The organism is Streptomyces sp. NPDC003011, assembly GCF_053591515.1.
In genome coordinates, this window is the sequence record NZ_JBSFTY010000011.1 from 41837 (window position 1) to 56035 (window position 14199).

The following is a 14199-nucleotide window of genomic DNA, read 5'->3' on the forward strand; positions in this document are numbered from 1 at the left end:
CGGCAGGGAGGCCGGTTCAGCCGGCGGCGGACAGCGCCACCCTCGTCGTGCGCACCTCCCGGACGACCGTGCGCAGCACGGCGGCCGCCGCCCCGCCGCGCTCGGTGAGCTCGTCGAGACGCCCCGGTACGCGCTCGGCGCCGGGCAGCAGACCGGCGGCTTCCGCGAGCGCGGCGAGGGCCGCGTCCCGCTCGGACAGCTCCGGGACCGGGAGCGGTCCCCGCACCGCCTCCCGCGCCTGATCGCACAGCGCCGCCACCACGGCGTTACGGTCCAGGGCGTACTCCACGGTCGGGAACACCCCGAGGACCCGTCGCTTCTCGGCCCGCAGATGGCCGTCGGCGGCCAGCTGCTCCCGTACGGCGTCCAGCGTGATCCGCGCCCGCAGGGTCACCCAGGTCCGCCACCGGTGCGGCCGGGACTCCCGGATCAGTTCCAGGAGTCCGTCGAGGACCGCGTCCCCCGTGCCGGAGTCCAGGTCGGCGGGCGTGGCGATGCCGTCGTCGTCGATGAGCAGGCCGCGCTGCGCCAGTTCGACGAGGGCGCCGGCCCGGACCAGAGGGGGCAACCGGCCGGCACCGCCGGTCTCCGTCTCCGTGCTGTCCCAGGCCAGCAGGCACAGGCGGGCCGGGAGCGAGAGCGAGCCGTGGGGCACGGGGTCTCCTTCGGAGGGTGGGATCGGGGCCGACGTTAATGCGTTGACAGCCGTCGAGAGCCGCTCATACGGTGTTGGCGGTTCTGTTGCCGTCGATAGGAGAAGGACGTTGCTCGTCTGAGGTTGTGAGACACCGCGTCACACACCTGGGGTGTGTGCCGCCGCGTGCGACCTCGGCGTTCGAGCCGTCCTTCGTGGAACAGGGCTCCTCCCCTGCCCCGGACCCCTCCTCCCTGGTCGCCGGTGTCTCGATACGCGTCTGCCCGTACCCGCATCGAGCAACCGCGGAGGCTTCCGTATGTCTGCGTCCATCACCTGTACGTCCCTCTCCTTCACCTGGCCCGACGGCACCCCCGTCCTCGAGGGTCTCGACGTCGCCTTCGGTCCGGGCCGCACCGGTCTCGTCGGCGTCAACGGGTCGGGAAAGTCGACCCTGCTGAAGCTGATCGCCGGTGAACTGAACCCGTCCGACGGAACCGTGCGCGTGGCGGGCGAGGTCGGCCATCTCCCGCAGAACGTCACCCTCGACACCTCCCTGCGGGTCGACGAGGCGCTCGGCATCGCCGCCCGGCGGAGCGCGCTGCACGCGATCGAGGCCGGTGACGTGGCCGACGAGCACTTCGAGACGGTCGGCGACGACTGGGACGTGGAGGAACGGGCCCTCGCCACCCTCGGAGAACTCGGGCTCGGCCACATCGAGCTGGACCGCACGGTCGGCGAGGTGTCGGGCGGCGAGTCGGTGCTCCTGCGGCTGGCCGCGCTGCTGCTGCGCCGACCGGACGTGCTGCTGCTCGACGAGCCCACCAACAACCTCGACCTGTACGCGCGCGGGCGGCTGTACGCGGCCGTCGCGGCCTGGCCGGGGGTCATGGTCGTGGTCAGCCACGACCGTGACCTGCTCGACCTGGTCGACCAGATCGCCGATCTGCGCGCCGGCGGGATCACCTGGTACGGCGGCAACTACTCCGCGTACGAGGAGGCGCTCGCCACCGAACAGGAGGCCGCCGAACGGATGGTGCGCGTCGCCGAGGCCGATCTGAAGAAGCAGAAGCGCGAACTGGCCGACGCCCACCTCAAGTTGGCCCGCCGCAAGCGGTACGGGCAGAAGATGTGGGACCAGAAACGCGAACCGAAGGTCGTCATGGGGGCCCGCAAGCGCGCGGCACAGGAGTCCGCGGGCAAGCACCGCATCCTGCACGAGGAGAAGCTCGCCGAGGCGAAGGAACGGCTCGACGAGGCGGCGGAGGCCGTACGGGACGACGACGAGATCCGCGTCGACCTGCCGTACACGGCCGTACCCCCGGGCCGTACCGTCCTCACCCTCCAGGACCTGCGCCTGCCCTACGGCGCACGGGCGGAGGGAGGCTTCGAGCTGCGCGGTCCGGAGCGGATGGCGCTGATCGGGCGCAACGGCGCGGGCAAGACGACGCTGCTGCGGACACTGGCCGGGGAGCTGGAGCCGCTGTCCGGCGAGGCGCGGACGCATGTCCCGCTCCGCTTCCTGCCGCAGCGGCTGGACGTGCTCGACGGCGAGCGGACCGTCGCCGAGAACGTGGCCCGGTTCGCGCCGGACGCCACCAACAACCGGATCCGGGCCCGGCTCGCCCGCTTCCTGTTCCGGGGCGCCCGCGCCGACCAGAAGGCGGCCACCCTGTCCGGCGGCGAACGCTTCCGGGCGACGCTCGCCGCACTGATGCTGGCGGAGCCCGCGCCGCAGCTGCTGATGCTGGACGAGCCCACGAACAACCTGGACATGGCGAGCGTGCGGCAGCTGACGACCGCCCTGGAGTCCTACGAGGGGGCGCTGATCGTGGCCAGTCACGACCTGCCGTTCCTGGAGTCGGCCGGCATCACCCGGTGGCTGCTGCTGGAGAACGGAGAACTGAGGGAAATCACGCCAGAAGCTGTCGGGTATTCCTTCTAGCGTCGGGCGCATGACCGATGTCATCACCCTCACCGGAGCCCGGCAGAACAACCTCAAGGACGTCACACTCCGCATCCCGAAGGGCCGGCTGACCGTGTTCACCGGCGTTTCGGGGTCGGGGAAGTCGTCCGTCGTCTTCGACACGATCGCGGTCGAGTCGCAGCGCCAGCTCAACGAGACGTTCACCTGGTTCGTGCGCAACCGACTGCCCAGGTACGAGCGGCCGCACGCCGACACGCTGGAGGACCTCACCCCCGCCATCGTGGTCGACCAGAGGCAGATCGGGGGCCACTCCCGGTCCACGGTCGGCACGATGACCGACGTCTACTCGGTGATCCGGGTGCTGTTCTCCCGGCACGGCACCCCGAGCGCCGGACCGGCGACGGCGTACTCGTTCAACGACCCGGCGGGCATGTGCCCCGGCTGCGACGGGCTCGGGCGGGCGGTACGGCCCGACTGGGACCGCATCCTGGACCCGCAGCGGTCGCTGGCGGACGGGGCGGTGCGCTTCCCGCCGTTCGCGGCGGGGACCTGGCAGGGGCAGGCGTACACGAACTCCGACGACCTGGACCCGCACAAACCGGTCGGCGCGTTCACCGCCGCCGAGCGGGAGTTCCTGATGCGCGGCCGCCCCGGCAGCAAGGTCACCGTCCACGGCAGCGGCGGCACCTGGACCACCGAGTACGAGGGTCTCGCCGACCGGTTCGAGCGGCTCTACCTGAAGCGCGACCTGTCCGCCATGAGCCAGAGGACCCGCGATCTCGTACGGGAGTACCTGGCCGAGGGCACCTGCCCGGCCTGCGCCGGCGCGCGGCTCAACCGGGCGGCGCTCGCCACCCGGATCAACGGCCGCACCATCGCCGACTGCACCCGGATGCAGGTCAGCGACCTGATCGGCGTGCTGAAGGAGATCGACGACCCGGTCGCCGCGCCCATCGCCGGGGCCGCGGTCACCGCCCTCGAACGGATCGACGCGATCGGCCTCGGCTACCTCAGCCTCGACCGGGAGACCGCCACGCTCTCCGGCGGCGAGGGGCAGCGGCTGAAGACCGTGCGCCATCTCGGCTCCAGCCTGACCGGAATGACGTACATCTTCGACGAACCCAGCGTGGGTCTGCACCCGCGGGACGTCGGACGGCTCGGCGACCTGCTGCTGCGGCTGCGCGACAAGGGGAACACCGTGCTGGTCGTCGAGCACGACCCGGACGTCATCGCGCTGGCCGACCACGTCGTCGACATGGGGCCGGGCGCCGGCGCCGACGGCGGACGGGTGGTGTTCGAGGGGACACCGGCCGCGCTGGCCCGGGCGGACACCCCGACCGGGCGGTGCCTGCGCCGCCGTACGCCGGTCAAGGACGAGGTGCGGCGGGCCACCGGCGAGCTGGCGGTGAAGGGCGCCGACCGGCACAACCTGCGGGACGTGACCGTGCGGTTCCCGACCGGGGTGCTCACCGTGGTGACCGGGGTCGCCGGGTCCGGGAAGAGCACACTGGTCGCGGAGTTGACCGCCGCGCACCCCGACGCCGTGGTCGTCGACCAGTCGTCGATCGGCATCTCCGGGCGGTCCACTCCGGCCACCTACGTCGGCGTCATGGACACGGTCCGGAGGATCTTCGCCCGGGAGACGGGGGCCGAGCCCGGGTTGTTCAGCTTCAACTCCACCGGCGCGTGCGGGACCTGCGAGGGGCGCGGGATCATCTTCACCGACCTGGCGTTCATGGACCCGGTGACGACGACCTGCCACGACTGCGAGGGCCGGCGCTTCAAGGACGAGGTGCTGCGGCTGACCGTCGGCGGCCGGTCCGTCGCGGACGTCCTGGAGATGACGGCCGGTCAGGCGCTCGGCTTCTTCGACGACCCGGGCGTACGGCGCCGGCTGCGCGCGCTGTCCGACGTCGGCCTCGCCTACCTCACCCTGGGGCAGCCGCTGTCCACGCTCTCCGGCGGCGAGCGGCAGCGCATCAAGCTGGCGACGCGGCTGCACCGGACGGGGACGGTGTACGTCCTGGACGAACCGACGACCGGACTGCACATGTCCGACGTCGACGGGCTGCTGACGCTGCTGGACCGGCTGGTCGACACGGGCAACACGGTCGTGGTCGTCGAGCACGACCTGGACGTCGTGGCGCACGCCGACTGGGTCATCGACCTCGGCCCGGGCGCGGGCCGCGACGGCGGCCGGATCGTCTTCGAGGGCACGCCCCGCCAACTCCTCGCCGCGGAGGGCTCGTTCACCGGCGAACACCTGCGGCGGGTGACGGCGGAAACGACGAAGGTCGTCAGGGGGCGGTGAGGGGAGACGGTGAGACGGGGCGGCGAGACCCGACGGCGAGGCGCGACGACGGGACGGTGAGGCGGGGCGTGCTGCCCCGGCCGGCCGGGACGGGTGCGACCGTCCCGGCCGTTCCGACGGGCCGGGGCCCGAGGGTCGGAGGGCGGAGGGCGGGGACCCGAGGCCGGGGGCCGGGGACCCGAGGCCGGGGGCCTGGAACCCGAGGCCGGGACCCGGAGGCCTGGAACCCGAGGCCGGGACCCGGAGGCCGGGGACCGGAAACCGGGACCCGGAGGCCGGAAGCCGGAGCCCGGGAACCGGAGCCCCGGAACCGGAGCCCCGGAACCGGCGGCAGGCTACGCTTCCCGGTGTCCCAGGCCGTTCACCGCCACGGTGGCCGCCTCGGCGATCAGCGCGTCGCGGTGTGCGGCGCCCTGCTCGTCCCGGCTGGACAGGACCGCCAGCACGATCGGGTCGGCCCCGTCGTCCGGCCACACCACGGCGATGTCGTTGCGTCCCCCGTAGCCGGCGGTGCCGCTCTTGTCGGCCACGGTCCAGTCGTCCGGGAGGCCGGCCATGATGAGCGTCTCGCCGGTGGTGTTCGTCTTCATCCACGTCCTGAGGAGCGCGCGCTCGTCCCGGTCCAGGGCCTTGCCGAGCAGGAACGCCCGCAGGCTCCCGGCCAGCGCGCGGGGCGTGCTCGTGTCACGGACGTCGCCCGGCGTGCCGTCGCTGAGCTCCGGCTCGTACCGGTCCATCTCGGTGACGTCGTCGCCGAGTCGTTCCAGGACCTTCTCCAGGCCGTCGGGGCCGCCGAGTTCGTCGAAGAGCAGGTTGGCCGCCGTGTTGTCGCTGTACCAGAGGGTGGCGGCGCACAGCTCGCGCAGACTCATCCCGGTCCCGACGAAGTTCTCCGTCACGGGCGAGTTGGCGACCACGTCCTCGCGCGAGTAGGTGACCACCTTGTCGATGCCCTCCGGTCCGCGCTTGTGGAGCACCGCGCCCACCGCGAGCGCCTTGAACGTCGAGGCGTACGCGAACCGTTCGTCCGCCTGGTAGGCGACCGTCCGGCCGGTGCCGGTGTCCAGGGCGTAGACACCGAGCCGCGCGTCGAACTCGCGCTCCAGCTGCCGGAACGCGCCCGCGGTGGCTCCCGGGGCCGCCGCGGAGGACGCGGAGGACGCGGAGCGCGGGGAGTCGGCGGCGGAGCCGGACGCGGCCCCGGTCTCCTGGCCGCATGCCGGGAGCGCGGCGAGGGCGAGTAAGCCGGCCGCCCAGGCGGCGCCGCGGCGCTTGCGATGCGGGTACGTCATGGGATGGACCTCCAGGACCGTCGAAGGGCTCGTCGAGGGAGTACTCGTCGAGCGACTTGTGGATCGTCGTGTCGTGATGGAACGCCGTGCCCGGGAAGCACCCGGCACGGAGACCACCCTCGGGGCCGAAGGGCACCGCTGTCCAAGACACTTGGACGCGCTCCCATGCTGTTTTGGCATAGTGGGTCCGTGGATCTTGTAGCGGCCTGCCGTGCGTTCGTCAGCGTGAGCGAGCACGGCAGTTTCACGGTGGGCGCGGCGGCGGCCCGGACGGCCCAGTCGGTCGTGAGCCGTCGCGTCGCCGCGCTGGAACAGCGCCTGGGCGAACGGCTGCTGGAGCGGTCCCCGCGTGCGGTGACCCTGACAGCGTTCGGCCGGGACATGCTGCCGCTGGCCCAGCAGCTGGTACGGCTGGCCGACCGGCTCGACCACGAGGCGGAGACCGCACGGCACAGACCGCTGCGCGTCGCCGTCCCCGCCATCTGCCCCACCGGTGCCCTCGCCCACCTCATCGCGGCGGCGCACGACCACGGGATCCTCCTCGACCCGCGCCCCGCCGGTCCCGCGGAGCGCGCCGACCTGCTGACGTCCCGGCAGGTGCGCGCGGCCCTGCTGGCGGTACCGCCCCGCGAGGCGGCCTGGACGGTACCCCTGGGACTGGCGCTCGCGGACGACCCGGGCGGCTCGGCGGTCTACCTGGACGTCCTGCGGCCCGGCCGGGCCGGGCGCGAGCGGAGGCCGCGCCGCGTGTGGCTCCAGCCGGAGGACGACGTGCCGCACGTCCGGGACCGTCTGGTCCGCCTGCGCGACGCCGTCGGGCTGCGCCCGGCGCAGCTGGCCGTGGCGCGGACCGTGGCCACCGCCGCGGCGGACGTGCTGAGCCGGGGCGACACCCTGCTGTGCTCGCCGGCGCAGGCCCGCGAACTGAGCCTGCACTGGCGGCCCGTCGGCGAGCTCGGCCCCGGTTTCGCACGGGGGTACGCCCTGGCCGTGGCCGACGAGGCGGACGCCGACGCCACCCGCACGGGCCGCACGTGCGCGGACGCCGTCGCCCGGTGCCTGGGCGCCACACAGCCCGCACGGCCCGCGGAGCCCACGCAGCCTACGCAGTCCCTACGGCCAGTGCAGTCCACGGAGGAGTCCCTGTGAACACGAACACCGAGAGACTGCTCGGGCAGCTGCGCCGGACCTTGCGCGAGGGCGGACTGGGCGGCTCGTTCCTGGTCCGCGACCTGGACACCGGCGAGGAGATCGGCATCGAACCCGACATAGAGTTCCCCGTCGCCTCCCTCACCAAGGTCCCGCTCGCGCTGGCGACGCTGGAACGCATCCGGCGCGGTGAACTCGACGGCGCCGCGACGGTCGAGGTGACACCCGGGCGGGTCACCACCCCGGGTCCGACCGGCCTGAGCCGGTTCCGCCACAGCGCCCGGATCGCCGTGGACGACCTGCTCTACCTCAGCGTCTGCATCAGCGACAGCGTCGCCGCCGACGCCCTCTTCGCGCTCACCCCGCCCGACCAGGTCGCGGCGACCGTGCACGCCTTCGGACTGCGGGGGATCTCCGTACGGCACACCATGCACGAGCTGACCGAGACCCCGGTGGAGCGCTTCGACCCGGCGGAGGTGCACCTCGCCCACGCCCTCGCGATCGAGTCCGGCACCCCGGGGCGCGGCCACCGGTTGCCGCAGCTGGACACCTCGCGCGCCAACACGGGTACGGCACGCGCGTTCGTCGACCTCCTCCAGGCGCTCTGGCGGCCCCGGCCGCGCACCCCGGGCGCGCAGACCCCGGCGATCCACCCGGACATCGCCGCACGCCTGCGCGGTCTCCTGGCCGACAACCTGCTGCGCCACCGCCTCGCCCCGGACTTCACCTCCGACGCCTCCACCTGGTCGTCGAAGACCGGCACCCTGCTCAACCTGCGCCACGAGGTCGGCGTCGTCGAGCACGCCGACGGCCGGACCTACGCCGTCGCCGCCCTGACCGAGTCGCAGGTGGCCGCGGGCAGCCAGCCCGACGCCGAGGCCCTCATGGGCCAGGTCGCCCGCCGCCTGCGCGATCATCTCCGGTCCGGGTCCGCCTGACCGGGACGCCCGTCCACGCGCGGCGCCGGCACGGCTTCGCCACCCGCGCCGGCGGCCCCGGGGGTGTCGTCCGCCGGCAGGGCGCTGCATGATGGTCCGCTGACGCCCGACGGATTCCGGTGATCCCGGAGCACCGCCGGCCCGGTCCCGACACGTCCCACCCGATACGGAGTCACGCTCGTGCCCAGCAAGAAGGCCCTCGTCCGCCGCCCCGGTCCGCGCCTCGCCGAAGGTCTGGTGACGCACATCGACCGGGACACGGTCGACGTCGGCCTCGCGCTCGAACAGTGGAAGGCGTACGTCGAGGCCCTGCGCACGCACGGCTGGGAGACCATCGAGGTGGAGGCGGCCGACGACTGCCCGGACTCGGTGTTCGTCGAGGACACCGTCGTCATGTACAAGAACGTCGCGCTGATCACCCGGCCCGGCGCCGAGTCCCGGCGCCAGGAGACCATGGGCGTCGAGGAGGCCGTGGCCCGCCTGGGCTGCTCGGTGAACTGGGTCTGGGAGCCGGGCACCCTGGACGGCGGCGACGTGCTGAAGACCGGCGACACGATCTACGTCGGCCGGGGCGGACGCACCAACGCGGCCGGCGTGCAGCAGCTGCGGGCCGCCTTCGAGCCGCTCGGGGCGCGCGTCGTCGCCGTGCCCGTGAGCAAGGTGCTGCATCTGAAGTCGGCGGTCACGGCGCTGCCGGACGGGACGGTCATCGGGCACATCCCGAAGGTGGACAGGCCGTCGCTGTTCCCGCGGTTCCTGTCGGTGCCGGAGGAGTCCGGGGCGCACGTGGTGCTGCTCGGCGGCGACAGGCTGCTGATGGCGTCGAGCGCGCCGAAGACCGCGGACCTGCTCGCCGACCTCGGCCACGAACCGGTCCTGGTGGACATCGGCGAGTTCGAGAAGCTCGAGGGCTGTGTGACATGCCTCTCGGTGCGGATGCGGGAGTTGTACGCCTGACCTGGTCCACGCGGTGGCCTTTCGGCCTTTAACCTGCGGTTCCGGAATCGTTCGCCACGCCGGGGGTACACGCCTGATCAGGGATCTTTACATCGTTCTTAACCTACGGTCTCGTAACCTACGGGTACGTAGCCTACGATTCCGTAGGTACAGGCAGGCACCGCTCGCCGGCCGTTTCCGACTTCAGTTCCGCGTCCCCATGGAGTACCCGTGACGATCACTTCCCCTCACCTCGGCAGCCCGTCCTCCGCCTGGACCGACGCCCGCCTGCTGTACGCGCTGGAGGAAGTGGTCGAGCAGGAGCTCAACCGGCACCTGAAGGTCGCCAAGGACTGGATGCCGCACGAGTACGTGCCGTTCAGTGACGGCCGCAACTTCCCCGGCATCTTCGAGGACGGCGAGGCCTGGGAGAAGGAGCAGTCCAAGGTCACCGAGATCGGCCGGATCGCGCTGGTGGTCAACCTTCTCACGGAGGACAACCTCCCCAGCTACCACCACGAGATCGCCTCCCTCTTCGGCCGTGACGGCGCCTGGGGCACCTGGGTGCACCGCTGGACCGCGGAGGAGGGCCGGCACGGCATCGTGATGCGCGACTACCTGCTCACCTCGCGCGCGGTGGACCCGGACCAGCTGGAGCAGTTCCGGATGGCCCACATGAGCGAGGGCTTCGAGTCGGACAACCGTCACTCCATGCTCCACTCGGTGGCCTACGTCGCCTTCCAGGAGCTGGCGACCCGCGTCTCGCACCGCAACACCGGCCACCAGTCCGGGGACCCGGTCTGCGACCGCATGCTGGCCCGCATCGCGACCGACGAGAACCTGCACATGGTCTTCTACCGGAACCTGCTGAAGGCGGCCTTCGAGCTGGCGCCCGACCTGACGATGCAGGCGGTGCGCGACGTGATCGTGAACTTCCGGATGCCCGGCCACGGCATGCCCGGCTTCGAGCGGGCCGCCGCGCAGATGGCGATCGGCGAGATCTACAACATGCGCATCCACCACGACGACGTGCTCCAGCCCGTGCTGCGCTTCCTGAGGGTCCTGGAGATCGACGGCCTCGGCCCGGAGGGCCTCAAGGCGCAGGAGGAACTCGGCCTGTACATGGGCGGCCTGGACTCCGAGGCCGCGAAGTTCGACGAGAAGCTGGCCGCGCGCAAGGCGCGGATGGCGGCCCGCGCCGCCGGCTGACGCCGCGTACGGGGGGTCGGGTGCGGCCGGAACGACCGGAACCGGGTGTCCCGGTTCCGGAGCCCGGCGCGCGCCCGCCCGGCCCGACCGCCCCGGCACGACGCCCCCGCCCTGACGCCGTGGACCGGGGCGTGCGGTCGAGTTGCGGTCCGGCGGCGCCTTGGGCCGGGGTCGCAGCGTGACGGCGGGCCAGGGCCTTCAGCCCGACGGCCGGCCATGGCTTCGGCGCGTCAAGGTCGCGCGCGCCTCAGCTGCAGGCGTTCCTTCTCCGACAGGCCGCCCCACACGCCGAAGCGCTCGTCGTTGGCCAGCGCGTACTCCAGGCACGCGGTCCGCATCTCGCACATGCCGCAGATGCGTTTCGCCTCCCGTACCGAGCTGCCCGGCTCGGGGAAGAAGAAGTCCGCCCCGGTCTGTGCGCACAGGGCCTGGGTCTGCCAGCCGGGACCGGCCGGGGTGATGGTGTCGATGTGCATGGACCAGAGCGTGCCGGGCGGCGGAAAACGTTCCATCAACGTGCGATCAACGCCGCGTCCGAGGCCTCCGGCCGCCCGATGATGACCCGGCCGGGCACCCCGGCGCACGGCGGCGCGCGGAGCGCGGTACGACAAGACGACGTCCGCCGGTCACCCAGGGTGACCTGACCCGTCGGCCGGACCCCGCGCGTGTGTCAGTGCGCGGTGCGAGACTCGGCAGTGCAGGCAACGGGACCCCTCAGAGGAGGGCAGAGATGCTCACCACCCGTTATGTCACCGGCGCTCCGAACTGGCTCGACCTCGGCACTCCCGACATCGAGGGCGCCGCCTCCTTCTACGGCGCGATCCTCGGCTGGCGGTTCCGGCCCGGCGGGCCGGAGGCCGGCGGTTACGGCTTCTTCCAGCTCGACGGCAGAACGGCCGCGGGCGGCATGCAGACCACCCCGGACCAGGGCCCGCCCTCCTGGACCGTGTACTTCCGGACGCCGGACGCCGACGCCACCGCGAAGGCGGCCGAGCAGGCGCACGGCTCGGTGCTCATGCAGCCCATGGACGTCATGGATCTCGGCCGCGCGGCGATCCTCGCCGACCAGGCGGGCGTGTCCTTCGGCATCTGGCAGCCCGCGGCCGGCAAGGGCCTGGACGTCGTGCAGGAACCCGGCGCACTGTGCTGGCTGGAGCTGTACACACCGGACCTGCCCGCGGCCGCCGGTTTCTACCACGCGCTGTTCGGATGGGAGACCTCCGCCTTCACGTTCGCCGGGAACACGTACACCACCGTCCATCCCCAGGGCACCGAGTCCGGCGCCATGTTCGGCGGCCTCGTCCCGCTGGAGGACGACCCGACCCAGGCGGCGTCCGGGACCTGGCTGCCGTACTTCGAGGTGCCGGACGCGGACGCGGCGGTCAGCACGGCGCGGGAACGGGGCGGCACGGTGCGCCTGCCGGCGACGGACCTGGCCGACGTCGGCCGGATCGCCGAGCTCGCCGACCCGTACGGTGCCCGCTTCGCGGTGCTCAGGAGCGCGCCGCCGCAGCAGGTGTAGCGGCGTCAGGCGGTGGCGCGGCGGACCAGGGTCGTCGGCAGGACGACGCCGGGCGGTGCCGCCTCCTTGGCGGTGGTGGGGCGCTCGGGGCCGCGCAGCAGCAGGCGGGCCATCAGTCGGCCCATCTCCTCGATGTCCTGACGGATCGTGGTGAGCGGCGGATCGGTCTGTTCGGCGACGGGCAGCATGTCGTCGAAGCCGATCACGGCGACGTCCTCGGGCACCCGCCGCCCGTGCTCGCGCAGTACCCGCAGGGCACCGGCGGCGGTCAGGTCGTTGGCGGCGAACACGGCGTCCACGCCGGGGCAGCGGTCGAGGAGTTCCCGCATCGCCAGCTCGCCGCCGGCCGGCGTGAAGTCGCCCTCCACCACCATCCGCGGGTCGGCGTCGGGCAGGACGTCCCGGAACCCGTCGAGCCGGTCCGCCGCCGAGGTCTGGTCGAGAGGGCCGGTGATGTGGGCGACGTGGCTGCGGCCGAGGCCGACGAGATGGCGTACGGCCTGGCGGGCGCCGCCCCGGTTGTCGCTGTCGACGTACACGACGCCCTCGCCGTCGCCGTCGTCGTTCCAGCCGGGGCGTCCCCCGAAGACGGTGGGGATGCCCGCCCGCCGGATCAGCCCGGGCAGCGGGTCGTCGAGGTGCAGCGAGAACACGAGCGCCCCGTCGACGTGACCGCCGGCGAGGTAGCGGCCGACCCGGGCGTGGTCGTCACGGCCCTCGGTGAGCAGCAGCACGAGCTGGTTGTCGTGAGCCGTCAGCTCCTTGCTGATCCCGCGCAGTTGCAGCGCGAAGAACGGGTCCGCGAAGACCCGGGTCTCCGGTTCGGCGACGACCACGGCGATGGCGTCCTGCCGTCTCGTCACCAGGCTGCGGGCGGCCTGGTTGGGCACGTACCCGAGCTCCTCGACCGCCCTCCGGACCCGTTCGACCAGCGGCTCCCGCACACCGTCCCCGCCGTTGACCACCCGGGAGGCGGTGGCCCGCGACACCCCGGCCAGCGCGGCCACGGCCTCCAGGGTGGGACGCGGCACTGTCTCGGTCACTTCGGGACTCCTCACCGGCGGGTGCCGATCAGGATAGCCCTGGTGAGAGAGCGGGAGTGAGAGCGCTCTCGACGTCATCGCCGGCGCCCGTGCCCGGGATCTCGGGGCGCCGGGTACCCGCTTGGGCGGTCAGTGGGCGTGCCCGGACCCGTGCTCGTGCGGCTCGTAGCCCGGGATCGTCCCGTCCGTCTTCTTGACCAGGAACAGCCCCACCATCCCCATGTCGGAGTGGCTCTGCACGTGGCAGTGGTACATCCACGCGCCCGCCCCGACGCCCTCCCCCGCGATCACCTGGAAGCCGAAGGAGTCCGCCGGGCCCACGATCTTGTTGTCGATGACCTGGCTGGGGTCGTCGGGCCCGGTGAGCATGCCCGTGCGGTTGTCCGCCCAGCGGTGACCGTGCATGTGGAAGGTGTGGTAGAACTCGCCGTGCGTGATCATCACGAACTCGACCCGGTCCCCTACCGTGGCCTCGAAGTCCGGGCCGCTGTGCGCCGGTTGGTTGTTGATCAGCATGTCGTTGAAGACGACGGTGTGCGTCCTGTCGGGCAGGACGTCCCCCTCGCGCCGGACGATCACCGGACCGTACAGGCCCCTGCGGATGCCGCCGGTGCCGTGTTCCGTGCCGACGACGTGGTCGTGGTAGTGCCAGTAGCCCGCGCTGCCGGCCCGCCAGGTGCCGTCCTTGCGACGGCCGGGGGCGTGGGTGCGCCAGGTGTAGGTGCGGGTACCGCCCGGCTCCACGTCGCTGCGGTTGAGCTTCGTGCCGTCGCTGGTGATCTCGTAGTCCAGACCGTGCACGTGCAGACTCACCGCGACGTCCATCGTGTTCTCGAACTCGATGTGCAGCGTGTCGCCCTCGTTGAGTTCGATCAGCGGTCCGGGGATCGTCGCCCCGCCCTTCTCGAAGCCGTATCCCATCTGCCCGTCGGCCAGCTTCTCGGCGTACAGCTTGAGGCGCCTGACCTCGCCCCCGGCCGGGGCGGTGCGCGCCGGGGTGGCGGCACTCATGGCCTCGGGTCCCAGGGACAACGATGTCGCGACGACCGCGCCGCCCAGCAGCACACGCCGGTTGAATCCGCGTCTGTCCATGCGGAACTCCCCACCCTGATACGGAATTTGCGGAGGCGCACCTGTGATGAACGGGTGAGACGGTAGCGGTCCGGCTCCCGTTTCTCCACACCCAGGACAAAGTTCGTGCCAGTCCGGTCATACGTATTGGCGCGTCACGCAAAGGG

Annotated in this window: 12 protein-coding genes; 7 read left to right on the forward strand and 5 right to left on the reverse strand. The window is 72.5% G+C overall.

Annotated features, from left to right (window positions below; genetic code table 11):
* Nucleotides 1-16 precede the first annotated feature (16 nt).
* Nucleotides 17-655 carry a GOLPH3/VPS74 family protein gene (locus ACWD0J_RS08280; protein WP_451494952.1) on the reverse strand — a complete coding sequence of 213 codons (639 nt, stop codon included), beginning with the start codon at nt 653-655 and terminating at the stop codon, nt 17-19.
* 298 nt (nt 656-953) lie between these two features.
* On the opposite strand from ACWD0J_RS08280, the gene ACWD0J_RS08285 reads away from it, so the two are divergent.
* Entirely contained in the window at nt 954-2579 is a 1626-nt protein-coding gene (locus tag ACWD0J_RS08285; protein ID WP_451494953.1) for an ABC-F family ATP-binding cassette domain-containing protein, read from the forward strand.
* Between the two features lie 10 nt (nt 2580-2589).
* Nucleotides 2590-4872: an ATP-binding cassette domain-containing protein gene (locus ACWD0J_RS08290; RefSeq protein WP_451494954.1), complete on the forward strand. Its 2283-nt coding sequence runs from the start codon at nt 2590-2592 to the stop codon at nt 4870-4872.
* 335 nt (nt 4873-5207) lie between these two features.
* Here the strand turns inward: ACWD0J_RS08290 and bla are convergent, their stop codons facing one another.
* On the reverse strand, nt 5208-6164 hold the full coding sequence (gene bla, locus ACWD0J_RS08295; protein ID WP_451494955.1) for a class A beta-lactamase: 957 nt from the start codon (nt 6162-6164) through the stop codon (nt 5208-5210).
* Between the two features lie 189 nt (nt 6165-6353).
* Between bla and ACWD0J_RS08300 the strand changes: the two genes are divergently transcribed.
* The 4 genes from ACWD0J_RS08300 (at nt 6354) to ACWD0J_RS08315 (ending at nt 10396) form a co-directional block, all read left to right on the forward strand.
* Nucleotides 6354-7313: a LysR family transcriptional regulator gene (locus ACWD0J_RS08300; RefSeq protein ID WP_451494956.1), complete on the forward strand. Its 960-nt coding sequence runs from the start codon at nt 6354-6356 to the stop codon at nt 7311-7313.
* A complete protein-coding gene (locus ACWD0J_RS08305) occupies nt 7310-8251 on the forward strand; it encodes a serine hydrolase (RefSeq protein ID WP_451494957.1) in 942 nt (313 codons plus the stop codon). The genes ACWD0J_RS08300 and ACWD0J_RS08305 overlap by 4 nt, the downstream gene beginning before the upstream one ends.
* Before the next feature lie 180 nt (nt 8252-8431).
* Nucleotides 8432-9208 (forward strand): dimethylargininase, encoded by a 777-nt coding sequence (gene ddaH, locus ACWD0J_RS08310; protein WP_451494958.1) that lies wholly within the window; start codon nt 8432-8434, stop codon nt 9206-9208.
* Nucleotides 9209-9418: 210 nt separating this feature from the next.
* A complete protein-coding gene (locus tag ACWD0J_RS08315) occupies nt 9419-10396 on the forward strand; it encodes an acyl-ACP desaturase (RefSeq protein WP_451494959.1) in 978 nt (325 codons plus the stop codon).
* Nucleotides 10397-10626: 230 nt separating this feature from the next.
* On the opposite strand, the gene ACWD0J_RS08320 is transcribed toward ACWD0J_RS08315, so the two are convergent.
* The gene (locus tag ACWD0J_RS08320) at nt 10627-10872 is read right to left on the reverse strand and encodes a WhiB family transcriptional regulator (protein WP_451494960.1); all 246 of its coding nucleotides are present in this window, start codon (nt 10870-10872) and stop codon (nt 10627-10629) included.
* Between the two features lie 254 nt (nt 10873-11126).
* Between ACWD0J_RS08320 and ACWD0J_RS08325 the strand changes: the two genes are divergently transcribed.
* Nucleotides 11127-11918, forward strand: coding sequence for a VOC family protein (locus tag ACWD0J_RS08325; RefSeq protein WP_451494961.1), 792 nt, complete (start codon nt 11127-11129; stop codon nt 11916-11918).
* A gap of 5 nt (nt 11919-11923) precedes the next feature.
* Here ACWD0J_RS08325 and ACWD0J_RS08330 read toward each other — a convergent pair whose 3' ends face one another.
* The gene (locus ACWD0J_RS08330) at nt 11924-12961 is read right to left on the reverse strand and encodes a LacI family DNA-binding transcriptional regulator (protein ID WP_451494962.1); all 1038 of its coding nucleotides are present in this window, start codon (nt 12959-12961) and stop codon (nt 11924-11926) included.
* Nucleotides 12962-13090: 129 nt separating this feature from the next.
* The gene (locus tag ACWD0J_RS08335) at nt 13091-14053 is read right to left on the reverse strand and encodes a multicopper oxidase domain-containing protein (RefSeq protein WP_451494963.1); all 963 of its coding nucleotides are present in this window, start codon (nt 14051-14053) and stop codon (nt 13091-13093) included.
* Between the last annotated feature and the right edge of the window lie 146 nt (nt 14054-14199).

Bases quoted from the DNA above. Each gene is read 5' to 3' on its own strand.
- ACWD0J_RS08285 (WP_451494953.1), top strand. From the start codon at position 954: ATGTCTGCGTCCATCACCTGTACGTCCCTCTCCTTCACCTGGCCCGAC.
- ACWD0J_RS08290 (WP_451494954.1), top strand. From the start codon at position 2,590: ATGACCGATGTCATCACCCTCACCGGAGCCCGGCAGAACAACCTCAAG.
- bla (WP_451494955.1), bottom strand. From the start codon at position 6,164: ATGACGTACCCGCATCGCAAGCGCCGCGGCGCCGCCTGGGCGGCCGGC.
- ACWD0J_RS08320 (WP_451494960.1), bottom strand. From the start codon at position 10,872: ATGCACATCGACACCATCACCCCGGCCGGTCCCGGCTGGCAGACCCAG.
- ACWD0J_RS08325 (WP_451494961.1), top strand. From the start codon at position 11,127: ATGCTCACCACCCGTTATGTCACCGGCGCTCCGAACTGGCTCGACCTC.
- ACWD0J_RS08335 (WP_451494963.1), bottom strand. From the start codon at position 14,053: ATGGACAGACGCGGATTCAACCGGCGTGTGCTGCTGGGCGGCGCGGTC.